This window comes from Mycobacterium gordonae (assembly GCF_002101675.1).
Classification (GTDB): domain Bacteria; phylum Actinomycetota; class Actinomycetes; order Mycobacteriales; family Mycobacteriaceae; genus Mycobacterium; species Mycobacterium gordonae.
Genome location: NZ_LQOY01000207.1, coordinates 65,361 through 87,897 on the forward strand (window position 1 = coordinate 65,361; position 22,537 = coordinate 87,897).

22 protein-coding genes and 2 pseudogenes are annotated in these 22,537 nt (G+C 67.7%); 10 read left to right on the forward strand and 14 right to left on the reverse strand.

Annotated elements, in window-relative coordinates; genetic code table 11:
• The first annotated feature begins 40 nt into the window (after positions 1-40).
• Complete coding sequence (locus tag AWC08_RS26170) at positions 41-277, forward strand: DUF6480 family protein (protein WP_083271344.1); 237 nt, start codon at positions 41-43, stop codon at positions 275-277.
• Here the strand turns inward: AWC08_RS26170 and AWC08_RS26175 are convergent, their stop codons facing one another.
• From AWC08_RS26175 to AWC08_RS26195, 5 genes are all read right to left on the reverse strand, one after another.
• On the reverse strand, positions 278-1,330 hold the full coding sequence (locus tag AWC08_RS26175; protein WP_065132635.1) for a sulfate/molybdate ABC transporter ATP-binding protein: 1,053 nt from the start codon (positions 1,328-1,330) through the stop codon (positions 278-280).
• A 22-nt stretch (positions 1,331-1,352) separates the two neighbouring features.
• Entirely contained in the window at positions 1,353-2,165 is an 813-nt protein-coding gene (cysW, locus tag AWC08_RS26180; RefSeq protein WP_065132636.1) for a sulfate ABC transporter permease subunit CysW, read from the reverse strand.
• Positions 2,162-3,031, reverse strand: coding sequence for a sulfate ABC transporter permease subunit CysT (gene cysT, locus AWC08_RS26185; protein WP_065132637.1), 870 nt, complete (start codon positions 3,029-3,031; stop codon positions 2,162-2,164). The genes cysW and cysT overlap by 4 nt, the downstream gene beginning before the upstream one ends.
• Positions 3,028-4,068, reverse strand: a complete 1,041-nt coding sequence (locus AWC08_RS26190) for a sulfate ABC transporter substrate-binding protein (protein ID WP_069434938.1) — start codon at positions 4,066-4,068, stop codon at positions 3,028-3,030. The genes cysT and AWC08_RS26190 overlap by 4 nt, the downstream gene beginning before the upstream one ends.
• 349 nt (positions 4,069-4,417) lie before the next feature.
• Positions 4,418-4,621 (reverse strand): hypothetical protein, encoded by a 204-nt coding sequence (locus AWC08_RS26195; RefSeq protein WP_142283821.1) that lies wholly within the window; start codon positions 4,619-4,621, stop codon positions 4,418-4,420.
• 248 nt (positions 4,622-4,869) lie between these two features.
• Between AWC08_RS26195 and AWC08_RS26200 the strand changes: the two are divergent.
• Positions 4,870-6,774 (forward strand): annotated as a pseudogene (locus AWC08_RS26200) (glycoside hydrolase family 15 protein); the annotation flags it as partial.
• A gap of 7 nt (positions 6,775-6,781) precedes the next feature.
• Here AWC08_RS26200 and AWC08_RS26205 read toward each other — a convergent pair.
• Both AWC08_RS26205 and lepA read right to left on the reverse strand, forming a co-directional pair.
• Entirely contained in the window at positions 6,782-7,522 is a 741-nt protein-coding gene (locus tag AWC08_RS26205) for a sensor domain-containing protein (RefSeq protein ID WP_232008075.1), read from the reverse strand.
• 2 nt (positions 7,523-7,524) lie between these two features.
• Positions 7,525-9,462, reverse strand: coding sequence for a translation elongation factor 4 (gene lepA / locus AWC08_RS26210; protein WP_372513476.1), 1,938 nt, complete (start codon positions 9,460-9,462; stop codon positions 7,525-7,527).
• On the opposite strand from lepA, the gene AWC08_RS26215 reads away from it, so the two are divergent.
• Positions 9,456-10,067, forward strand: a complete 612-nt coding sequence (locus AWC08_RS26215) for a type II toxin-antitoxin system PemK/MazF family toxin (protein WP_069434935.1) — start codon at positions 9,456-9,458, stop codon at positions 10,065-10,067. The genes lepA and AWC08_RS26215 overlap by 7 nt on opposite strands.
• Positions 10,068-10,163: 96 nt before the next feature.
• Here AWC08_RS26215 and AWC08_RS26220 read toward each other — a convergent pair whose 3' ends face one another.
• Positions 10,164-10,592: a CBS domain-containing protein gene (locus AWC08_RS26220; RefSeq protein ID WP_065133101.1), complete on the reverse strand. Its 429-nt coding sequence runs from the start codon at positions 10,590-10,592 to the stop codon at positions 10,164-10,166.
• Positions 10,593-10,733: 141 nt separating this feature from the next.
• Here AWC08_RS26220 and AWC08_RS26225 point away from each other — a divergent pair, with 141 nt between their 5' ends.
• The 3 genes and pseudogenes from AWC08_RS26225 to AWC08_RS26235 all read left to right on the forward strand — a co-directional run bounded on the left by AWC08_RS26225 (position 10,734) and on the right by AWC08_RS26235 (position 13,530).
• Entirely contained in the window at positions 10,734-11,576 is an 843-nt protein-coding gene (locus tag AWC08_RS26225; protein WP_069434934.1) for a ribonuclease Z, read from the forward strand.
• Between the two features lie 95 nt (positions 11,577-11,671).
• Positions 11,672-13,048 (forward strand): annotated as a pseudogene (locus AWC08_RS26230) (PE family protein); the annotation flags it as partial.
• A 152-nt stretch (positions 13,049-13,200) separates the two neighbouring features.
• Complete coding sequence (locus AWC08_RS26235) at positions 13,201-13,530, forward strand: PE family protein (RefSeq protein WP_069435087.1); 330 nt, start codon at positions 13,201-13,203, stop codon at positions 13,528-13,530.
• Between the two features lie 7 nt (positions 13,531-13,537).
• Here the strand turns inward: AWC08_RS26235 and AWC08_RS26240 are convergent, their stop codons facing one another.
• From AWC08_RS26240 to AWC08_RS26250, 3 genes are read right to left on the reverse strand one after another with little or no spacing between them, the layout of a single operon-like run.
• Positions 13,538-14,377 carry a transglutaminase family protein gene (locus AWC08_RS26240; protein ID WP_069435088.1) on the reverse strand — a complete coding sequence of 280 codons (840 nt, stop codon included), beginning with the start codon at positions 14,375-14,377 and terminating at the stop codon, positions 13,538-13,540.
• Positions 14,377-15,363, reverse strand: a complete 987-nt coding sequence (locus AWC08_RS26245) for an alpha-E domain-containing protein (protein WP_069435089.1) — start codon at positions 15,361-15,363, stop codon at positions 14,377-14,379. Before AWC08_RS26245 ends, AWC08_RS26240 begins: the two co-directional genes overlap by 1 nt.
• Entirely contained in the window at positions 15,363-17,057 is a 1,695-nt protein-coding gene (locus tag AWC08_RS26250) for a circularly permuted type 2 ATP-grasp protein (RefSeq protein WP_065133095.1), read from the reverse strand. The genes AWC08_RS26245 and AWC08_RS26250 overlap by 1 nt, the downstream gene beginning before the upstream one ends.
• Positions 17,058-17,198: 141 nt before the next feature.
• On the opposite strand from AWC08_RS26250, the gene rpsT reads away from it, so the two are divergent.
• The gene (gene rpsT / locus AWC08_RS26255; RefSeq protein ID WP_065120287.1) at positions 17,199-17,462 is read left to right on the forward strand and encodes a 30S ribosomal protein S20; all 264 of its coding nucleotides are present in this window, start codon (positions 17,199-17,201) and stop codon (positions 17,460-17,462) included.
• A gap of 36 nt (positions 17,463-17,498) precedes the next feature.
• Here rpsT and holA read toward each other — a convergent pair whose 3' ends face one another.
• Genes holA through AWC08_RS26270 form a run of 3 tightly spaced genes read right to left on the reverse strand, consistent with a single transcriptional unit; the run spans position 17,499 to position 20,851 of the window.
• On the reverse strand, positions 17,499-18,458 hold the full coding sequence (gene holA, locus AWC08_RS26260) for a DNA polymerase III subunit delta (protein WP_142283826.1): 960 nt from the start codon (positions 18,456-18,458) through the stop codon (positions 17,499-17,501).
• A 30-nt stretch (positions 18,459-18,488) separates the two neighbouring features.
• Complete coding sequence (locus AWC08_RS26265; RefSeq protein WP_069435095.1) at positions 18,489-19,985, reverse strand: ComEC/Rec2 family competence protein; 1,497 nt, start codon at positions 19,983-19,985, stop codon at positions 18,489-18,491.
• Positions 19,986-20,029: 44 nt separating this feature from the next.
• Positions 20,030-20,851 (reverse strand): ComEA family DNA-binding protein, encoded by an 822-nt coding sequence (locus tag AWC08_RS26270; RefSeq protein ID WP_065133093.1) that lies wholly within the window; start codon positions 20,849-20,851, stop codon positions 20,030-20,032.
• Positions 20,852-20,992: 141 nt separating this feature from the next.
• Here AWC08_RS26270 and AWC08_RS26275 point away from each other — a divergent pair, with 141 nt between their 5' ends.
• From AWC08_RS26275 to AWC08_RS26285, 3 genes are read left to right on the forward strand one after another with little or no spacing between them, the layout of a single operon-like run.
• Positions 20,993-21,775 (forward strand): SDR family NAD(P)-dependent oxidoreductase, encoded by a 783-nt coding sequence (locus AWC08_RS26275; RefSeq protein WP_065133092.1) that lies wholly within the window; start codon positions 20,993-20,995, stop codon positions 21,773-21,775.
• Positions 21,776-21,790: 15 nt separating this feature from the next.
• A complete protein-coding gene (locus AWC08_RS26280) occupies positions 21,791-22,201 on the forward strand; it encodes a phage holin family protein (protein WP_069435091.1) in 411 nt (136 codons plus the stop codon).
• Positions 22,188-22,448 (forward strand): DUF3618 domain-containing protein, encoded by a 261-nt coding sequence (locus AWC08_RS26285; protein WP_069435092.1) that lies wholly within the window; start codon positions 22,188-22,190, stop codon positions 22,446-22,448. Before AWC08_RS26280 ends, AWC08_RS26285 begins: the two co-directional genes overlap by 14 nt.
• Positions 22,449-22,537 lie beyond the last annotated feature (89 nt).

Sequence of the window (22,537 nt, forward strand, 5' to 3'; positions counted from 1 at the left end):
GTCCGGTGTGACGCGAGCGCGACCGGGTATCCGCGCATGCATGACCGCTATGCCACCAGATCCCAACCCGGCTCAAGTGCCGGGCCTCGAGCCCGGCGGGGGTGTCCCACCCGGCTCGACGCCTCCTGACTCAGCGCAGACCTCGGGTGTGTCGGCGCAGCAGCCACGCCCCAAGCGGATGCTCACACCGTTGGTGCTGACCGCCATCGTCGCGGTGATCGTCTTCGCCTTGTTGTTCGTCGTGGTCGCGATGTGGATGCTGGCGCACCTGCCTTGATCACGCCGAGGTGAGCGTCGTTTCTTCGTAGACCTCGTTGGCGATCGGCGGCACCCGGGTGGCCCGCACATACACCACGTCGCCCTCCTTCAAGGCCAGCGCCTCGGCGTCGCCGCGAGTGATCTGAGCGGTGAACGGGCCCCCGGAGGCGGCGCTGGTCAACTCGACCCGCACCTCGAAGCCGAGCGTCACCACCCGGTCGACCGTCGCACGGACCACACCGATCGACTCGGCCGTGCCGTCACCGCCGGCCACCGCCATTTCGGGATTGCGTCCGACGCGGATGTCGTGCGGTCGGACCAGTGCGCCGTTCAGAGCCGACACCGCGCCCAGGAAGGACATGACGAAGGCGTTTTCCGGTGCGTCGTACACGTCGGTCGGTGATCCGATCTGCTCGATGCGGCCCTTGTTGAGCACGGCGATCCGGTCGGCCACGTCCAACGCCTCGGCCTGGTCATGGGTGACCAGCACGGTGGTGACGTGCACCTCGTCGTGCAAACGCCGCAACCACGACCGCAGGTCCTCGCGCACCTTGGCGTCCAGGGCGCCGAACGGCTCGTCGAGCAGCAGCACCTCCGGGTCCACCGCCAGCGCCCGCGCGAGCGCCATGCGCTGACGTTGCCCGCCGGACAGTTGGTTGGGATAGCGGTTCTGAAAACCGCTGAGCCCCACCACCTCCAGCAGGTGGTCGACCTTCTCGTTGACCTCGGCCTTGGGCCGCTTGCGGATCTTCAGCCCGAAGGCCACGTTGTTGCGCACGGTAAGGTGCTTGAACGCCGCGTAGTGCTGGAAGACGAACCCGATGCCCCGGCGTTGCGGCGGAACCCGGGTCACGTCGCGGCCATTGATGGTGACGGTCCCCGAGTCGGGCTGGTCGAGGCCGGCGATGGTGCGCAACAGCGTCGACTTGCCCGAGCCGCTGGGACCCAGCAGCGCGGTCAGCGACCCGGTGGGCACCACGAAGTCCACATGGTCCAGGGCGACGAAGTCGCCGTAGTGTTTGTAGGCGTCCCGCACGACGATCGCGTTCTTGCCCTGGTCGGTCGCGGTCATGTTCGCATTCTCCTTGTCCGGCCTATTTGCTTGCTCGTGCCCGACGGGCATCGAGCACCACTTGAACGATCAGTACCAGCACGGCAACCCCCATCAACAGTGTCGACAACGCGTACGCGCCGTACTCAGCCCCCCGGTTATAGCGGTCCGACACCAGCAGCGTCAGCGTCTGCGACTGTCCCGGAAGGTTGGACGACACCATGATCACCGCGCCGTATTCGCCGAGCGTGCGCGCGACGGTCAGCACGATGCCGTACGTCAAGCCCCACCGGATGGACGGCAGCGTGATCCGCCAGAACGTCTGCCACCAGCCCGAACCCAGCGTCGCGGCCGCCTGTTCCTGGTCGGTTCCGAGTTCGTGCAGCACCGGTTCGACTTCGCGCACCACAAAAGGCAGGGTGACGAAGATACTGGCCAGCACGATCCCCGGCAGGCCGAAGATGATCTTGAAACCGAGGTCGCGCTCGACGAAGCCCAGCGCACCGGCACTGCCCCACAGGACGATCAGCGCCACGCCGACGATGACCGGCGACACCGCGAACGGCAGGTCGATGACCGCCTGCAGCACACCTTTGCCGCGGAAGCGGTTGCGGGCGAGCACCAATGCCGTCGGGATGCCGAAGACCACGTTGAGCGGCACCACGATCGCCACGACGAGCAGGGACAGGTTCAGCGCCGACACGGCCGCCGGCGTGCTGACCCAGTCGTAGAACTGGTGCAGCCCGGGCGCGAAGGTGCGCCACAGGATCAGCACTACCGGAACCAGCAGCAGCACAAAGATGTACGCCAACGCGGTGTAGCGAAGTAGGTAGCGGACAGTGCGCGACGAGGTCATTCCGACATCTCCTCACGCTTGGCCGCCCGGGCGCCGACGATCCGCAGAACCAGCAGCACGATGAACGAGATCGACAGCAGCACAATGGAAATCGCGGCCGCTCCGGTACGGTCGTCGTTTTCGATCAGGGTCCGGATCCATTGCGAGGACACTTCGGTCTTGCCCGGGACCGCACCGCCGATCAGCACCACCGACCCGAACTCGCCGATGGCACGCGAAAAAGCCAGGCCCGCACCGGACAACAGCGCCGGCAACAGGGACGGCAGCACGACGGAGGTGAAGATCTTGGGGCCACTGGCACCCAGGGATGCGGCGGCCTCCTCGGATTCCTTATCGATCTCCAGCAGCACGGGCTGGACGGCGCGCACCACGAACGGCAGCGTGACGAAGGCCAGCGCGACCCCCACGCCCCACTCGGTGTGCTGCAGGTGCAGACCGACGGGGCTGTGGTTGCCGTATAGCGCCAGCATCACCAAGCTGGCGACGATCGTCGGCAAGGCGAAGGGCAGGTCGATCACCGCGTCGACGATGCGCTTGCCAAAGAAGTTGTCGCGCACCAGCACCCACGCGATCAGCAGACCGAACACGGTGTTGAGCAGCGTCACCCCGGCCGAAATCGTCAGCGTCACGCGCAACGACTCCAGCGCCGCATGCGACGTGACCGCCAGGCGGAAGGCGTCCCAACCGCCTCCGACGGCCTGCCAGACGATGGCGGCCAGCGGCAGCAGCACGATCACCGACAGCCAGATGGTCGCCACGCCGACCCGCAGTGAGGTACTGCCCGCGCGCCCTCCGGCGGGCGCCTCGGCGTCGGCCTCGAGTTCAGGCCGGATCGCCTCGGGATTCGGGGTTGTCGTCACGGTCATCCGGTGGCCTGCGTATAGATCCTGGTGATGCTGCCCGAGTTCTTGTCGAACAGTTGCGGGTCGACGGTGCCCCACCCGCCCAGGTCGGTGATCGTCCACAATTTCAGCGGCACCGGGAACTGATCGCGGAACGACACCGCGACGGACGGATCGACCGGCCGGAAGCCGGCTTTGGCCCATAAAGTCTGCGCCGCCGCGGTGTACTGGAAGTTGTTGAATGCAACGGCCGCGGCGAGATGAGTGCTGGTGCTTAGGACGGCCATCGGGTTCTCGATCTTGAATGTCTGTGGCGGCGTGACGTGTTCGACCGGCTTGCCCGCCCGCTCGGCGGCGATGGCCTCATTCTCGTAGCTGATCAGAACATCTCCACTGCCCTGGACGAAAACGTCCGTCGCCTCACGTCCCGAGCCCGGACGCACTTTGACGTGTTCCCGCACCAATCGACTGACAAACTCGATACCGGCCTGGCCATTGCGGCCGCCTTCACTCTTGACGGCGTACGGGGCCAATAAATTCCATTTGGCCGAGCCCGAACTCAGGGGGCTGGGGGTCACCACATCCACGCCGGGGCGCAGCAGGTCGTCCCAGTCACGGATGTTCTTCGGATTTCCCTTGCGCACCACCAGCGTTACCACCGAGCCGAAGGGAATGCCCTTGGTGGCGCCGGTATCCCAGTCCTTGGCGACCTTGCCGCCCTTGACCAGCCGGGTGATGTCCGGCTCGACCGAGAAGTTCACCAGGTCGGCGGGCTTGCCCTCCGCGACACCGCGTGACTGGTCTCCGGATGCGCCGAAGGAGGTGATGACCTGCACGCCCTTGCCCTCTTCGGAGGCGTTGAACGCGGGAATCACCTTGCTCCAGCCAGGTTCGGCGACCGAATAGGCGACCAGCGTGATGCTCGATTTGGCGCCTGCCAGACCCCCGCCGCCGACCACATCGCTGGGGCCACCGCTACACGCGGCAGCCACGCTGGTGATCAGCGCCGAAGCCACGCACTGTCGCCAGCGCGATCGGTTGCCGGAGAACCTCTTCGACATTGAATGCCTCTCGATACGGGACTGGGGATTGCGGTCCCGTGCTGCGGAAAGGCGATTAGTCAGGAACGACGGAGATCACGAACTCCACACCAGACCGCACACGGGTTCAGGAGTCAGCGACAACAGCGAGCGTCGACCGCGGCGCAACCCGCCACGGCGAAAAAAGCGCAGCCGAACGCCGAGACGCGGCGCTCCACAACGGTGGCTGCGGCTTGCATGTCGCGAAGCCTAACAGAGTTCGCGCGACTGGCAATTCGGCGGGCGAATCAGTGTGTGACCAGCCACGTGACGAGGACCAACGCGACGAGCGCGACCAGGACGAGCGTGACGTGCGAACGGGGCATCGCCGTCACCCCGATGTCTCATCGGAGTGCCGGGCGCGCCGCAGCAACTGGATGCCCCGGCCGAGCAACCCGTCCAGCACCGTCGCCGCTAGATACGCCAGAGCAAGCACCACCGGCATCACCGCCAGCGCCTGCAGCACGAACGGCAGACCGGAGAGCCACAGCTCTACTCCGTCCCACCAACTCAGGAAGCCGTTCACCGTGACCACCCTAGTCCCGGCTCGCGGTGCTTCGCGCCCACGTAACACCTCGGTTGCAGTGGTGGACGCGAAGCGGGTCCACGGTCGATGATGTCGGGATGGCTTTGCACCCCGATGCCGCCGATACAGCTGACGACGAGATGGTCACGCTGGTCGAGGAGACCCAGAAGATCTCCACCTCCACTGAGCTTCAGGCGTTCGACCCGTCGATGCCGGTCGAAATCGAGTCATCCCTGCCGTACCCGTCCACGTCGTCGTCGCGCAACCCGTTCCCGCCGATCGCCGACTACGCCTTCTTGTCGGACTGGGAGACGACCTGCCTGATCTCGCCGGCCGGTTCGGTGGAGTGGCTGTGTGTGCCGCGGCCGGACTCCCCCAGCGTGTTCGGCGCGATCCTCGACCGCAGCGCCGGCCACTTCCGGCTCGGCCCCTACGGCGTCTCGGTACCCTCGGCGCGGCGGTATCTACCCGGCAGCCTGATCATGGAGACCACCTGGCAGACCCACACCGGCTGGCTGATCGTGCGCGACGCGCTGGTGATGGGGCCCTGGCATGACATCGAACGGCGTTCCCGGACTCACCGCCGCACCCCGATGGACTGGGACGCCGAACACATTTTGCTGAGGACAGTGCGCTGCGTCAGCGGCACCGTCGAACTGATGATGAGCTGCGAACCGGCCTTCGACTACCACCGCCTGGGCGCCACCTGGGAGTACTCGTCCAACGCATATGGCGAGGCCATCGCCCGGGCCACCAAGCAACCGGACGCGCACCCGACGCTGCGTCTCACCACGAACCTGCGCATCGGGCTGGAGGGCCGCGAGGCGCGCGCCCGCACCCGGATGAAAGAGGGCGACGACGTGTTCGTCGCCCTGAGCTGGACCAAGCATCCGCCGCCACAGACCTACCAAGAGGCCGCCGACAAGATGTGGCAGACCACCGAGTGCTGGCGGCAGTGGATCAACATCGGCAACTTCCCGGACCACCCGTGGCGCGCCTACCTGCAGCGCAGCGCCCTGACCCTGAAGGGCCTGACGTACTCCCCGACGGGCGCCCTGCTGGCCGCCGCCACCACGTCGCTGCCCGAGACACCACAAGGCGAACGCAACTGGGACTACCGCTACTCCTGGATCCGCGACTCGACCTTCGCCCTGTGGGGTTTGTACACGCTGGGCCTGGACCGCGAGGCCGACGACTTCTTCGCGTTCATCGCCGACGTGTCCGGCGCCAACAGCAACGAGCGCCACCCGTTGCAGGTGATGTACGGCGTCGGGGGCGAGCGCAGCCTGGTCGAAGAAGAACTCAACCACCTCTCCGGCTACGACCACGCGCGCCCGGTCCGCATCGGCAACGGCGCCTACGACCAGGTGCAGCACGACATCTGGGGCTCGGTACTCGACTCGTTCTACCTGCACGCCAAATCCCGCGAGCAGGTCCCCGAGACGCTGTGGCCGGTGCTGAAAAAGCAGGTGGAAGAGGCGATCAAGCACTGGCGGGAGCCCGACCGCGGAATCTGGGAGGTGCGCGGCGAGCCGCAGCACTTCACCTCGTCGAAGGTGATGTGCTGGGTGGCGCTGGACCGCGGGGCGAAGCTGGCCGACAAGCAGGGCGAACTGAGTTATGCCCAGCAGTGGCGGGAGATCGCCGACGAGATCAAAGCCGACATCCTCGAGCACGGAGTGGACTCCCGCGGTGTGTTCACCCAGCGCTACGGCAGCGACGCGCTCGATGCGTCGCTGCTGCTGGTGGTGCTGACCCGGTTCCTTCCGCCGGATGACCCGCGGGTGCGCGCGACCGTGCTGGCGATCGCCGACGAACTCACCGAGGAAGGCCTGGTGCTGCGCTACCGGGTGCACGAGACCGACGACGGGCTGTCCGGGGAGGAAGGCACGTTCACCATCTGCTCGTTCTGGCTGGTGTCGGCGCTGGTCGAGATCGGTGAGGTGGCCCGGGCCAAGCGGCTGTGCGAGCGGCTGCTGGCGTACGCCAGCCCCTTGCACCTGTATGCCGAGGAGATCGAGCCGCGGACCGGCCGGCACCTGGGCAACTTCCCGCAGGCGTTTACCCACCTGGCGTTGATCAACGCGGTGGTGCATGTGATCAGGGCCGAAGAGGAAGCCGACGGTTCAGGCACGTTCCAGCCGGCCAACGCGCCCGTGTGACGTCGCGTCAGTTGACGGCGGTGAGTCTGCGCAACATCGCCTTGACGAGATCGATTGCCCTGCTGCCGGTTTCGATGTGTGGCCGCAGCGAGACGTTGACATCGGCGATGACGTCGGATTCCACACCCACCGCCCGCTCGACCGGGTAAGGCGGGGTTTGGTGAGTGTCCCAGCTCTCGATGGTGGCCGCCAGGATCGACCCGTGCACCGCGACGTCGGTGACTTTCGAGTACCACTGCGTCTTGCTGGAGTCCAGGGTCGTCATGGTGACCGTGGTGCCCGCGCAGTTCTGCCACTGCTCAACGAACGACGTGAACAGCCGTTGCGCGTCGGCCGCCGAGGCCAGTCGCACCGCCGCTGCCGTCGCGCTCGACGCCACGACGTCGAGGTCGTAATTCCAGTAGTCCTGCACCGCAACCTCGCGGGCCGGTCCCTTTTCGTAGACGACGCGCAGCCCCGGGTAAGCCGGGCCGACACAGTCGATTGGCGACGCCTCATGGTTGCTGCGGAATCCGTCTGGCAGCAAGTCGATTCCACCCGTTCTGGGCGACGGACTCTGACCCATCTCGTTGCCGACCGCGGTGCGAATGTCTTCGTCGCCGGGCAGGATTCGAGCCAGCGGCATCACCGTCGCACCCGAGCGCTGCGACGTGCGTGTTGCTGTGCCGTCGACGGTGCCGGCACATCCGGTTCCCAGCACGGCCACGCTCAACAAGGCGACGATGCGCGCAGGGCCGGCGAAAACCATTGCTATTTCTTGCCCTTGTCCCCCGGGGCTTCGGTGGACAAGGCGGCAACGAACGCTTCCTGCGGCACGTCGACCCGCCCGATGGTCTTCATCCGCTTCTTGCCTTCCTTCTGCTTTTCCAGCAGTTTGCGCTTGCGGGTGATGTCACCGCCGTAGCACTTGGACAACACGTCCTTGCGGATAGCCCGGATATTCTCGCGCGCAATGATTTTGGAGCCGATTGCGGCCTGCACCGGCACTTCGAACTGTTGTCGCGGAATCAGCTCCTTGAGCTTAGTGGTCATCTTGTTGCCGTAGGCGAAAGCCGAATCCTTGTGCACGATCGCACTGAAGGCATCGACCGCCTCGCCCTGCAGCAGGATGTCGACCTTGACCAGCTGCGCTTCCTGTTCGCCGGCCTCCTCGTAGTCGAGGCTGGCATAACCGCGGGTGCGTGACTTCAGCGAGTCGAAGAAGTCGAAGATGATTTCTCCCAACGGCATTGTGTAGCGCAACTCCACGCGCTCGGGCGACAGGTAGTCCATGCCACCGAGCTCGCCGCGGCGCGACTGGCTCAATTCCATGATGGTGCCGATGAATTCGCTGGGCGCGATGATGGTGGTCTTCACCACGGGTTCGTAGACGGTGCGGATCTTGCCCTCGGGCCAGTCCGACGGGTTGGTCACCACGATCTCGGTGTTGTCTTCTTTCTCGACGCGGTAGACGACGTTAGGCGAAGTCGAGATCAGGTCAAGGTCGAATTCGCGCTCGAGACGTTCGCGGGTGATCTCCATGTGTAGCAGGCCCAGGAAGCCGCAACGGAACCCGAAGCCGAGTGCCACCGAGGTTTCCGGCTCGTAGGTCAGGGCCGCGTCGTTGAGTTGCAGCTTGTCCAGGGCGTCACGCAGGTTCGGGTAGTCCGAGCCGTCGACGGGATACAGCCCCGAATAAACCATGGGTTTGGGTTCGCGGTATCCGGTCAGCGCTTCCTTGGCGCCGTGCCGGGCCGTCGTCACCGTGTCACCCACCTTGGACTGGCGGACGTCCTTCACGCCGGTGATCAGATAACCCACCTCACCGACCCCGAGGCCCTCGCTCGGCTTAGGTTCGGGCGACACGATGCCGACCTCGAGCAGTTCGTGGGTGGCGCCGGTGGACATCATCGCGATGCGTTCGCGCGGGACGATTTTGCCGTCGACCACACGGACATAGGTGACCACGCCGCGGTAGATGTCGTAGACGGAATCGAAGATCATGGCGCGGGTGGGCGCGGCGGCATCGCCCTGCGGGGGCGGCACCTCACGCACCACATGGTCGAGCAGGTCGGCGACGCCCTCGCCGGTCTTGCCGGACACCCGCAGCACGTCGCCGGGCTCGCAGCCGATGATGTGCGCGATCTCACCGGCGTACCGGTCCGGGTCTGCGGCCGGCAGGTCGATCTTATTGAGCACGGGGATGATGTGCAGGTCGCGATCCAGCGCCAGATACAGGTTGGCCAAGGTCTGCGCCTCGATGCCCTGGGCGGCGTCGACCAGCAGCACCGCCCCCTCGCAGGCCTCCAGGGCGCGGGACACCTCGTAGGTGAAGTCGACGTGGCCCGGTGTATCGATCAGGTGCAGGACGTACTCGGTTTCATCCACTTTCCAGGGCAGCCGGACGTTCTGCGCCTTGATGGTGATGCCGCGTTCGCGCTCGATGTCCATCCGGTCCAGGTATTGGGCGCGCATCGAGCGCTCGTCGACCACCCCGGTCAACTGCAGCATCCGGTCGGCCAGCGTCGACTTGCCGTGGTCGATGTGAGCGATGATGCAGAAGTTCCGAATCTGCGCCGGCGGGGTGAAGGTCTTGTCGGCGAAACTGGCGATGGGAAATCTCCTGGTCGAGCGGTCAACGAGTATGCCCAGCGTATCGGTGCACGGCAGCCGGGGCACAATCACACGGTTATGCTGCGAGCATGGCACCGGGTAAGAAGTCGTCCGGCAAGTCACAGTGGAAGTCGTTCCAGCGGTTCGCGGAGAACTTGGTCAACGAGGCTCCCAAGGTAGTGCAGCGTCTGCAGAACACGCAGGAGACGCTGAAGACCATCCAGCAGGCGGTGAAGGTCACCGCGAACATCATGGCGATGGGTCTGCCGGCGCCGCCCCCCGAGATCACGGCCGGCCGGCCGGTGACCAAGACGAGTTTTCCCACTGCGCAGCGGGCCCGCAAAGTGATCTATTCACCCGACCTCGACGGTCGGGCCGATCCCGGTGAGATCGTGTGGACCTGGGTGGTCTACGAGGACGACCCGACCCGCGGCAAGGACCGTCCGGTCCTGGTGGTGGGCCGGGACCGCAGTGTCCTGCTCGGGCTCATGCTGTCCAGCCAGGAACGGCACTCCGACGACCGGGACTGGGTCGCCATCGGTTCAGGTGACTGGGACTACGAGGGCAGGCCGAGCTGGGTGCGGCTGGACCGGGTGCTCGACGTACCCGAGGAAGGCATCCGCCGCGAGGGCGCGATCCTGGAACGCGAAACCTTCGAGGTGGTGGCCGCCCGGCTGCGCACGCAGTATTCCTGGCGCTGAGCCTCAAGGCTCCTCGCCCAGTGTGAAGCCACGGCGGGAGTTCGGCGTTTTTTCGCCGTCAGTTCACGTTCGGCGAGGTGGGCGGGTCCGGGGGACTCAGCCTTGGGTGATGTAGGACTGCAGCTGCTGCTGCTCTGCCTCGAGCTCACCCATCCGCGTCTTGACCACATCACCGATGCTGACGATGCCGATCAGCTTGCGGCCGTCGAGCACCGGTACGTGACGCACCCGGTTCTCCGTCATCAGCACACTGATGCTGTCGACCGTGTCCGCCTTGGTGCAGGTGGCGACGGCGCTGGTCATGATCTTGGAAACGGGGCGAGACAACACGCTGGCACCGTGGACGTGCAATTGGCGCACGACGTCGCGTTCCGACACGATCCCGACCACACCCTCGTCGCCCATCACCACCATGGCGCCGATGTTCTGTTCGGCAAGGCCGGCGAGCAGTTCCCGGACCGTCGCATCTGGGTTGATCGTCGTCACCGCCGCACCCTTGTTCCGCAAGACGTCCGCGATCCGCATCAATGCCTCCCGTCGGTGGTGATCTGATTCACACAGGCTACGACTAACTCGCCCGGCGGGAAAGGACGCATCTGACGCCGTGGATGCCCGAATCAGGCGATTGCGGTGAAACGCGTCGGGTGGGCTTGCAAGGATGGCCCCATGATCGAGGTCACCCTGCTCGGAACCGGAAGCCCCATTCCCGATCCCAATCGCGCCGGACCGGCAACGCTGGTACGCGCCGGCGGCCAGGTGTTCCTGGTGGATTGCGGCCGCGGGGTGCTGCAGCGTGCGGCGGCGGTGGGAGTGGGCGCCGCCGGCCTGTCGGCCCTGCTGCTCACCCACCTGCACAGCGACCACATCGCCGAACTCGGCGACGTGCTCATCACCAGCTGGGTCACCAACTTCGCCCCGGATCCGCCGCCGCTGCAGATCATCGGGCCGCCCGGGACCGCCGAGGTGGTGCAGGCCACGCTCAAGGCATTCGGCCACGACATCGGATATCGGATCGCCCACCATGCCGACCTGAACTCACCGCCTCCGATCGAGGTGCATGAGCACACCGACGGGCTCGTGTGGGACCGCGACGGCGTGACGATCCGGGTGGCCCCCACTGATCATCGGCCGGTAGCGCCGACCATCGGGTTCCGGATCGAGTTCGACGGCGCGTCGGCGGTGCTGGCCGGCGACACGGTGCCGTGCGCCAGCCTGGACGAATTAGCCTCTGGCGCAGACGCTTTGGTTCACACAGTGATCCGCAAGGACATCTTGACCCACGTTCCGCAGCAGCGGGTCAAGGACGTCTGCGACTACCACTCGTCGGTGCAGGAGGCGGCTGCGACGGCCAGCCGGGCGGGCGTGGCCACCTTGATCATGACGCACTACGTACCCGCGATCGCGCCGGGACAGGAGGAGCAGTGGCGGGCTCTGGCCGCCGCTGAATTCGGCGGACGGATCGAGCTTGGCGACGACTTGCACCGGGTCGAGGTCGCGGCGCGACGATGATCGCCGCCACCCTTCCGTCACGGGGGTGGAAAAGGGTGTTTCCGCACTGACATCGCGGTACGATCCGCTCCTGCCGCTTCGTCGAAAGGTGCCGCATGTCGTGGTTCGCCGTGGGGCCAGAGGCAGTCGCAGCCGCTGCGAACAGCCTGGCAGGCGTCGGATCCACCATCAGCGAGGCCAACGTCGTGGCGGCTCTGCAAACGGCAGGCGTGCCGGCGGCCGCGGCGGATCAGGTCTCGGCCGCCATAGCGGCGTTCTGGGGATCGCACGCCCAGGGCTACCAGAACATCGGCACTCAGATGTCAGCGTTCCACGACCAATTCGTCCAGGCGCTGTCCGGCAGCGGCGCCGCTTACGCCAACGCCGAGGCGGCAGCCGCGTCACCTCTGCAGGAGTTGCTCGGGGTCATCAATGCGCCCACTCAGCAGTTGCTGGGGCGGCCACTGATCGGTGACGGCGCCGATGGCGGAACCGTCGGCGGCGTCGGCCAGGCCGGCGGTGCCGGCGGACTCCTGTATGGCAACGGCGGCCGCGGCGGGAACAGCACGAACACCGGAGCGGCCGGTGGCAACGGCGGAGCCGCCGGCCTGATTGGTAACGGCGGGGCCGGCGGCAACGGCGGCGGTGCCGCGGCCGGCGGGGCCGGTGGCAACGCCTGGCTGCTCGGGACGGGCGGAGCCGGGGGCAACGGTGGCGTCAATGCCGTCGGCCTCAACGGCGGCATCGGCGGAAACGGCGGCATGGGCGGCCTGTTCTACGGAAACGGCGGCGCCGGTGGTGCCGGCGGGGTTGGCGGCCCGACTAACGCCGGCGGAGTCGGCGGACTGGGTGGCGACGCGCAGTTCTTCGGCAATGGCGGCGCCGGCGGCGCCGGTGGCGGGAACGCCACCTCCGGCGGTCAGGGCGGCGACGGCGGCTCTGGCGGGGCATTGTTCGGCAATGGCGGTATCGGCGGCGCCGGTGGAAACGGCAGCGTCGGCGGGGCCGGCGGAGCCGGTGGTGGGGCGGGATACGCATTCGGAAATGGCGGCCACGGCGGGCACGGCGGTGACGGCACAGCTCTGGGCAACAACGGCGGCGACGGTGGCCGCTCGGCGCTGTTCTTCGGCTTCGCCGGACATGGTGGCGACGGCGGCGCGGGCGTCAACTTCGGCGGCAGCGGCGGGGCGGGCGGCTTGGTCGGCCTGTTCGGCATCGCCGGCGACGGCGGAAACGGCGGGGCCGGTGGCGGCTTCGGCGGCCAGGGCGGCAGCGGCGCACTGCTGATCGGCAACGCCGGTAACGGCGGCGCCGGCGGTGTCGGGACTGCGACCAGCCCGAGCGGCGGCCCGGGCGGAGCGGGCGGTGATGCCCAGTTCATCGGCAACGGCGGCAACGGCGGCCCCGGCGGGATCGGTGTAGCACCTGGTTCTAATGGGGCAGGTGGGGCCGGTGGTGCGCCGGGCATTTTGGGCAGCCCCGGCCTACCCGGCTAAGCTGGCCGCGTCGTCTGGTGGCCGGAGCAGATAATTTCCAGCGATCTGGAATTTCGTGCACCGATAGGGCCTCCGGACGCGTAATAATGTTAGCGAGGCGAAGGGGCGAAATTCCGTCCACCCGCCGTTAGCGGACTCGAGGTTGTCTGATGTCGTGGTTTGTCGCAGGGCCGCAGGCGATGGCCGCTGCGGCGAGCGACCTCTCCCGCATCGGATCGGCTATCGGCGACTCCAACACCGCCGCGGCGCAGCAGACGACGGGCGTTCCAGCATCCGCGGCCGACCAGGTCTCGGCGGCCGTCGCGACGTTCTGGGACGCGCACGCCCAGGGTTACCGGAACATCAGCGCCCAGATGTCGGCGTTTCACGACCAGTTCGTCCAGGCATTGACCGCCGGGGGTGCAGCCTACGCCAATGCCGAGTCGGCCGCCGCCTCGTCGCTGGGAGGCGTCCGCGACCTCCTGGGCCCGTCGGCCTGACCGCAGACTAAGCCAACCGGGTGATCTCAACCTCGACATCGAGGTCCGTCGCGCCCAGCCCGGAGTAGATCCCCTTCAGCGGCGACACGTCGGCATAGTCGCGTCCGACGCCCACGCTGATGTACTGCTCGGTGATTTCGGTGTCATTGGTGGGGTCGTAGTACAACCACCCGCCGACCCACGCCTGGATCCAGGCGTGGCTGCGACCCGCCACCGTCTTGCCGATCGCGGCGTCGGGCTTCGGATGCAGATACCCGGACACGTAGCGGCCGGGGATCCCCATGCTGCGCAACAAGATCAGCGTCAGATGTGCGAAATCCTGGCAGACACCCTTGCCTTTCTCCAACGCGTCCAGGCCCGACGAGTGCACGCCGGTGGTGCCGGGCAGATAATCCAGCTCGTTGCGTGCCCACCCGGCCGCGGCGACGACGGCCTCACTCGGGTCATGATTCTTGGTGATCCGCTTGCCCACGGCGGCAACACGTTTGCTGTTCGGCGTGTAGTCGGTCGGACGCAGCACCTCGTCGAAGCGGTCGATGACGGCTGCCGATTGCAGCTCCTCCCAGCTCGTCTTGGCCGCCGGCGGCTCCGGACGCTCGGTCTCCACCACCGACGAGGACGTCACGGTCAACTCGGTGTGCGGCGCATGCAGATCGAATGCGGTGACCGCCGTCCCCCAGTAGTCGATGTAGCGGTAGGACCGGGTGGCCGGGATCGTCTCCACCCGGTTGAGCACGACGTTCTGCCGGGTGTTGGATCGCGGCGTGAGGCGCGCCTCGTTGTAGGACGCCGTCACCGGGGATCGGTACGCATACCCGGTGGTGTGCACCACCCGCATCCGCCACATCAGGATTCTCCTTGAGTTTCCAGCGCGTCGGCCAATTCGTCGCGCTGTCGGGCATCCGTCCAGGCCACCCAGGGCGCAGCGTGAAAGTACTGCAGCGCCAACGCATCTCCGACATCCCGACAGGTTCGCTGCAGCCCCGCCAGACGGCTCTCCAGCGTTTCGAGCAGTACCCCGGGTTGCACGAACTCCAGCTCGCTGCGCGCCTGGCCGAGCAGTCGCTGGGCCTCGGTGGTGGCTCCGATCCGGCTGTGCGGGTTGTGCAGCAACTCCTCCAGATTATGTTCGGCCAGCCTCAGCGAGTAGAAAACCGAGCGCGGGAAAAGCCGGTCCAGCAACATGAACTCGACCACCCGGCTGGCATCCAGCGCGCCCCGGTAGGTGCGCAGATAGGTGTCGTGCGCACCGGCCGAACGCAGCAGCGTCACCCACGCCGGCGACGACGCGCTGTCCCCCACCCGGGACAGCAACAGCCGCACCGTCATATCCACCCGCTCGATCGCGCGGCCCAGCACCATGAAGCGGTAACCGTCGTCCCGCGACAGCGTGGAGTCGGCCAGCCCGGCGAACATCGCCGCGCGGCCCTCGATGAACGACAGGAACTCGTGCGGCCCAAGGCGTTTGGCGGCCCGCTCGCGTTCGGGCAAGGCGTGGTAGGTGGTGTTGATGCACTCCCAGGTCTCGCTGGAGGTGACCTCGCGCGCCGATCGCGCGTTCTCCCGCGCGGCCGAGATCGCATCCACGATCGAGCATCCGCCTTCGGTGTTGGGGCTGAACGCCACCAGATCCGTCAGCGACCAGACGTCGAGGCGGTGCTCGGGCGGTGCAATGCCGAGCACCTTCAGCAGCAGCCGGGAGGCCTGGTCGGGGTCGACGCTGGAGTCCTCGAGTAGATGATGCACCGCGACATCCAGAATGCGGGCGGTGTCGTCGGCGCGTTCGACGTAGCGACCGATCCAATACAGCGCCTCGGCGTTACGGGCAAGCATCAGTCGATCGCCTTCTGCTGTTGCTGCTGCTGTTGCTGTTCCTTCTTCGGTGACCCGTCCAGCGACTGGAGCGGCTGCTGCTGCGGCTGGGTCTGCGCCGGCCGTTTGCCGTCCGGATGCTGTTCGGGCACCGAGCGGGGCAGCGAGCGCACCACCTGGGCGCGGCCCAGCTCGCGAGCGGCCACCGAAGTCCGCGGCGCAAGCACCCAGGTGTCCTTCGACCCGCCGCCCTGGCTGGAATTGACCACCCGAGACCCCTCGACCAGGGCGGTGCGGGTCAAGCCGCCGGGCAGCACCCACACCTCGTTGCCGTCGTTGACGGCGAACGGCCGCAGGTCGACATAGCGCGGCGCCAGGTTCCCTTCGATCCGGGTGGGCACGGTCGAGAGCTCCATCATCGGCTGGGCGATCCAGGCGCGGGGGTCGTCACGGATCTTCTTGCTGATCGCGGCGAGCTCCTTTTCGGAGGCTTCCGGGCCGAACACGATGCCGTAACCGCCGGAGCCCTCCACCGGCTTGATCACCAGTTCGCTGATCCGGTCCAGCACTTCTTCGCGTTCGTCGTCCAGCCAGCACCGGTAGGTGTCGACATTGGCCAGCAGCGGTTTCTCACCGAGGTAGTACTCGATGATGGTGGGCACGTAGGTGTAGACGAGCTTGTCATCGCCGACGCCGTTGCCGATCGAGCTGGAGATCACGACGTTGCCGGCGCGGGCGGCGTTGACCAGCCCGGCCACCCCGAGCACCGAGTCGGCCCGGAACTGCAGCGGGTCCAGGAATGCGTCGTCGATGCGCCGGTAGATGACGTCGACCTGACGCTCCCCCTCGGTGGTGCGCATATAGACCTGGTTGTCACGGCAGAACAGGTCGCGGCCCTCGACCAGTTCGACGCCCATCTGGCGGGCCAGCAGCGAGTGCTCGAAGTAGGCCGAGTTGTAGACCCCGGGAGTCAGCACCACCACGGTGGGGTCGGCCTCGTTGGTGGCCGCGGAGTTGCGCAGCGCCCGCAGCAGGTGTGAGGAGTAGTCGTCGACCGTACGCACCCGATGGGTGGCGAACAGATTGGGGAAGACACGAGCCATGGTCCGCCGGTTTTCCATCACATAGGACACACCCGAGGGCGAGCGCAGGTTGTCCTCGAGGACGCGGAAGTCGCCCTTGTCGTCGCGGATCAGGTCGATGCCGGCCACATGGATGCGCACCCCGTTGGGTGGGACGATTCCCACCGCCTCGCGGTGGAAGTGCTCGCAGGAGGTGATCAACCGGCGTGGGATCACCCCGTCGCGCAGGATGTCCTGGTCGCCGTAGATGTCGTCGAGGTACATCTCGAGGGCCTTCACGCGCTGCGTGATGCCGCGCTCGAGCCGGGTCCACTCGGCGGCCGAGATCACCCGCGGCACCAGGTCCAGCGGGAACGGCCGTTCCTGACCGGACAGCGAGAACGTGATGCCCTGATCGATGAACGCGCGGCCCAGCGCGTCGGCCCTGGCCTTGAGTTCGGAGGCGTCAGTGGGCGCGAGTTCGGCGTAGATGCCCTTGTAGGGGCCGCGGACGTTGCCCTGGGCGTCGAACATCTCGTCAAAGGCCATCGCGTAGGCATCTGAGGTGTTGTAACCCTCGAAAATGCGCTCGGAACGGACGCGCGACCGCCGCTGGGTTGCCTCGATCTGGTTCGGAACACTCACCTGTGTCATGCTGCCTCAATTCCCCCATCCCGGCAGACCGAGAGTTCCGCTTTTGGGCGAAAACGTAACCGACTGATAACCTGAGCAGTCGCTATCGGGTTGCAGGTACCCCGAGCAAAGCCAAAACGAAACGGGATAGGGAACTGACGCGTGGCCAACATCAAGTCGCAGCAGAAGCGCAACCGCACTAACGAGCGCGCGCGGCTGCGCAACAAGTCGGTGAAGTCTTCGCTCCGCACGGCCATCCGCGCGTTCCGCGAGGCCACCCACGCAGGTGAGAAGGAAAAGGCGGCCGAACTACTGGTGTCGACCAGCCGCAAGCTGGACAAGGCGGCCAGCAAGGGCGTCATCCACAAGAACCAGGCCGCCAACAAGAAGTCGGCGCTGGCGCGCTCGCTCAACAAGCTCGGCTGAGCCTTCTCCCGCTAACTCCGCAGCGTCGTCAGGCCGTCAGGCCGAGGCCAGCTCCGCCACTTGCCGCACCGCGGACTCCAGCGCATAGTCGGCGTCCACCACGGCGCCCTTGACGTTCGCGTTGAGCGTGGCCACCACCCGCGACGCGACGGCCAGCCGATCACGCGACCAGCGCCGGGACTGCTTCTGCGCCTTCTGCACCCGCCACGGCGGCATTTTCAGTTGCCCGGCCAGCCGGTACGGGTCGCCGGAGAGCGGCATCACCACGCCGATGGTGTGGATCGCTTCGGCCAGCGCGTCGGCCAGCACGACCAGCGGCTCGCCGCGCATCATCGCCCACCGCAGCGCCTCGGTGGCACCGGCGACATCGCCGGCCACGGCCTTGTCGGCGATGTCGAACCCTTTCACCTCGGCCTTGCCGCTGTGGTAGCGCCGGACGGCGGCGGCATCGACGGCCCCACCGGTGTCGGCGACCAGTTGCGAACAGGCCGACGCGAGCTCGCGGATGTCGGAGCCCACAGCATCCAGCAATGCCGTCACGGTCTGGTCGTCCACCCTGACCTTCAGCGTGCGGAACTCGCCGCGGACGAAGTCGCTGCGCTCGGCGGCCTTGGTGATCCGCGCGCACGGGTGCTCCTGGGCGCCCAGCGACCGCAGGTCGGCGGCCAGCGCCTTGGCCCGCCCACCGCCGGAGTGCACCACCACCAGCACCGTGCCCGCGGGCAGGTCCGCGGCGGCCGACGCGACCAGTGCCGCCGCATCCTTGCCAGCCTCGCCGGCGGCCTCCAGCACGATGATCCGCTCCTCGGCGAACAGCGACGGGCTGAGCAGCTCGGTCAGCTCATAGGTGCTGACGTCACCTGCCCGCATCCGATTGACCGGAACGTCGGCGATACCCGACACCGCAGATGCCCCGGCCCGCTTTCGGGCGGACCGCAGTATCTGCGCGACGGCCCGCTCGATCAGCAGTTCCTCTTCGCCCAGAACCAGGTGCAACGACGAATCACCGCTCACGCCACGATGGTGTCACGAGGGTGCGACGGCCTCCGACACCGACCAGGCCACCGCGCATCCGACAGTGATCCAGGCCAGCCACCCGCGGCAACGCCGCGACCGCCCCAGGACGAGGAGCAGCACGGTGGCACACGCCACCACCAGCAGGCCGGCAACTCCGGCCGGCACGGGCACGCTGGCCCCAGGGACGCCGGCCGCCCAGTGCGCAACATGCAGCACCCACCACACTTCGGGGCCGGTGAACCGGATCAACAACTGGGCACCGGCGGGCCAGTAGACCGCCAACGCCGCCGCCGCGGTGCCGAGCACGGTGATCGGGGCCACCACCGGGGCCACCACCAGATTGGCCAGCACGGCCACCAGGCTGAACCGGCCGGAGATGGCGGCGACCAGCGGCGCGGTCACCACCTGGGCCGCCCCGGCGACCGCGACCGCGTCAGCGAGTGGTTTCGGCCACCCCCGCCCGACGAGCCGGCGCGACCACCTGGGGGCGACGACCACCAGCGCCGCGGTCGCTACCACCGACAGCGCGAAGCCGAGGTCGACCGCCAGCTGCGGAGCCGCCACCAGCAGGACCAGGACGGTCGCCGCGAGCGCCGGGATCGCTTGGCGCCGGCGTGACGAGAGCATCGCCACCAGCGCGATGGCGCCCATCACCGCAGCCCGCAACACGCTGGCCGTCGGCTGCACGACGAACACGAAGGCGACCAGGGCCAGTGCCGCCAGCAGCACAGCCGGTCGCGGCCCCACCAGCCGCGCCGAGAGCAGCATCGTGGCACACACGATCGTGACGTTGGCCCCTGATACGGCCGTCAGATGGCTCATGCCCGCCGCACGGAATTCCCCACTGGTGACCGTGGGCACCAGCGACGTGTCGCCGAGCACCAGAGCGGGCAACATGGCGGCCTGCTCCGGGGGGAGCACCTGACGGACCACGGCCGCGAACCTGACGCGGACGCGATCTGCCGCCCGGTATACCGGCGGAGCGCGGCCCCACTCCGGCTGGCCCACCGCGGTGAGCACGGCGACCGTCAACTCACGGCGGGTGGGTCGGGTGAGGCGCGCGGTGAACCGCACCGGCCGGCCCGCCGTCACCTCGCTGAAATCCGCGGCACTCGCGAAAACCGTTACCCTGCCGGATATCTCGTCATCACCGAGCCGGTGCAGACTGGCCCGGAACATCAGCCGGCCGCGTCCGAGCGGCCGCGCGGTCTCGCTGGGCACGACCGTCACCGGCGCCACTGTGCCGAAGGCCGCGGTGATGCGGTGGTGAGCGAGCGCGTGCGTGCGCAGCGCGATCGCCATCCCGTAGCCCGCGCCGACTATCCCGGCCGCCGCCAGCCCGGCGCAGATCGCTGCGAGCGTCGACCGCGACCGCGCCCGCCGCCACACCACGGCCGCGACGACGGCCGCCACCGCGCAGCACGCGGCCAGTGCGGCACCGACCGGCCATACCGTGCCCGCCGCCGTCACGACCCAGCCGGTCAGCGCGGCAGGAACCAGTCGCACATCCAAACGTTCGGGCGGCTCCGGCTGCGGCTGGGGCACGTGGATCAGACACGGACCAGCGAACGCAGCTTGTCCAGCCGCGCCGGTCCGATCCCGTCGACCTCGGCGAGCTGATCCACGCTGGTGAACCGGCCGTGGGCCTGCCGCCAGGCCACGATCGCCGCGGCCATCACGGGACCGACCCCGGGCAGGCCGTCCAGTTGCTCGACGGTCGCGGTGTTGAGATCCACCGCATCCCTGGGCCCAGGCTTCGGTCTTCCCGACGTGCTCGGGCCCCCCGCGGGCGCCGCGGGGCCGCCGGTACCGACCGAGCTGCCCAGGACGGGCGGTTTGCCCGCCGTCGGCGCCAACCCGACCACGATCTGTTCACCGTCACCGAGCGGGCGCGCCATGTTGAGCCCGACGGTGTCGGCCCCGTCCACCGGTCCGCCCGCCGCCTGCAGCGCATCGGCGATCCGTGCGCCGGGCGCCAGGGTGACTAGTCCCGGCTTGTGCACCAGGCCGACGACGCTGACCACCACCGGCCGGTCCGGCCCCGGGGTGCTCGAGGCCTTCGGGCCGGTCGACGAGACCCGTTCTACCGGTGGGAGTTTGGCCGAAGTCACCGGCGAGGGCCGGTCGCGAGCCAGGGTGAAAACGGTGATCAGCACCGCGAGGGCGGCGATGACGGCCAATGCGATGGCGCCGCCGCGGCCCGGGTCGGCGCGCAGGCGGGTGATCCAGTTCTGCTGCGCGCCGGTGGCGGGAAGCCACCGCGGCAGCAACGAGTTCGGGTCGTCTTCGTCGGGATCGGACTCGGCGGACTCGGCCTCCGGATCGCCGGCCAGCCGTCGCTGCAAGCGCTCAGCGGGTAGTTCAGTTCGCATGCGGTGACCGTACGCAGGGCCACTGCCACGACCGGCCCGCGCAGGTGGGCCGCCCGGGCTGATTGTGGATCAATCCCGGGCTGTGGAAAAGCTGCTCGCCGAGCAGGTTTGGCGGCCCATCGCGCGGGTAGCCACGACGCCATGAGTTTGGCATTGATCACCGGCGCGTCGAGTGGAATCGGTCTGGAGCTGGCCAGACGGTTCGGCGAGCACGGCTATGACCTGATCGTCGCGGCCGAGAACGCCGACATCCACGTCGCCGCACAACAACTCGGGGCTTTGGGCGTCCACGTCCGCCCCGTGCAGGTGGACCTGCGCACCGGCAAAGGAGTGGACGAGCTTTATCGGCAGGTCAGTGCGGAGGGTCAACCGCTGGACGCCGCGGCGCTCAACGCCGGGGTGGGCCTCGGGGGATCCTTTCTGGACAGCAGCGTGGACGACGCGTTGGCACTCGTCGACCTCAACGTGCGGTCCACCGTCCATCTGGCCAAACTGATTCTGCCCGGCATGGTGCAGCGCCGCAGCGGCAAGCTGCTGTTCACCTCGTCGATCGCCTCGACCATGCCCGGCTCCTACCAGGCGGTGTACAACGCGTCCAAGTCGTTCATCCAGTCGTTGTCCGAAGCGCTGCACGACGAGCTGAGCAAGACCGGAGTCACGGTCACGGCGTTGATGCCCGGCCCCACCGACACCAACTTCTTCCGGCGCGCGGGCATGGCGGGCACTCGGATGGGCCGCATGAGCCGCAAGGACGACCCGGCCGAAGTGGCCCGAGAAGGCTTCGACGCGTTGATGGACGGCGATCGCAAGGTGGTCGCGGAGTCGTTGCTGACCAAGGCCATGGGCATCGGCAACAGGCTGCTTCCCGATTCGGTGAAAGCCACGGCCAACCGGGTGATGTCCACACCGGTCAGCAACAAATAGCAGGGAGGTAAACCGATGAGCGTAAACGCAAATCCCAACGCCGACGCCTCGATCGGCGAGCTGATATCTCAGCTCTCGTCGCAGACCTCGCGACTCGTCCGCGACGAAATGCGGCTGGCGCAAAAGGAACTCGTGCAATCGGCCAAGCACGCCGGGGCCGGTGCCGGCCTGTTCGGCGCGGCCGGGCTGCTCGCCTTCTTCGGTTTGGCGAGCCTGATTGCCGCCGCGATCGCCGGATTGGCGGTGGCCTTGCCGACATGGGCGGCGGCGCTGATCGTGGGGGCCGCGCTACTCGCCGCCGCGGGAGTAGCGGCGTTGATCAGCAGAAAGCAGACCAAAGAGGTGACTCCCGCCGCCCCGCGGACGGTCGAAAGTGTCAAGCAGGACATCAAGGAAGTGAAGGACGCCCGCCATGGCCGGAGCTGAACCCACACCGCCCGCAGCCCAGCCACCCGAGCCCGGGCCGGAGGCTGACGTAGCAGACATCCAGCGCGACATCGAGCGAACCCGCTCCGAACTGGGCGACACCGTCGAGGCCCTTTCGGCCAAGGCCAACGTGGCCGAGCGGGCGAAAGAAAGCGCGCGCGCCGCAAAACCGACGCTGATACTGACCGCCTCGGCCGCCGGCGTCGCGCTCCTCGCGCTGCTGTGGTGGCGACGCCGGCGGCGCTGAGGTCTAGCTGCCCGACCCGGTTGACGAATGCGCTCGTGCTGCGCCTAACGTGCAGTGCAGGACCGCCGTAACCCCTGCGCCGGCGGCCA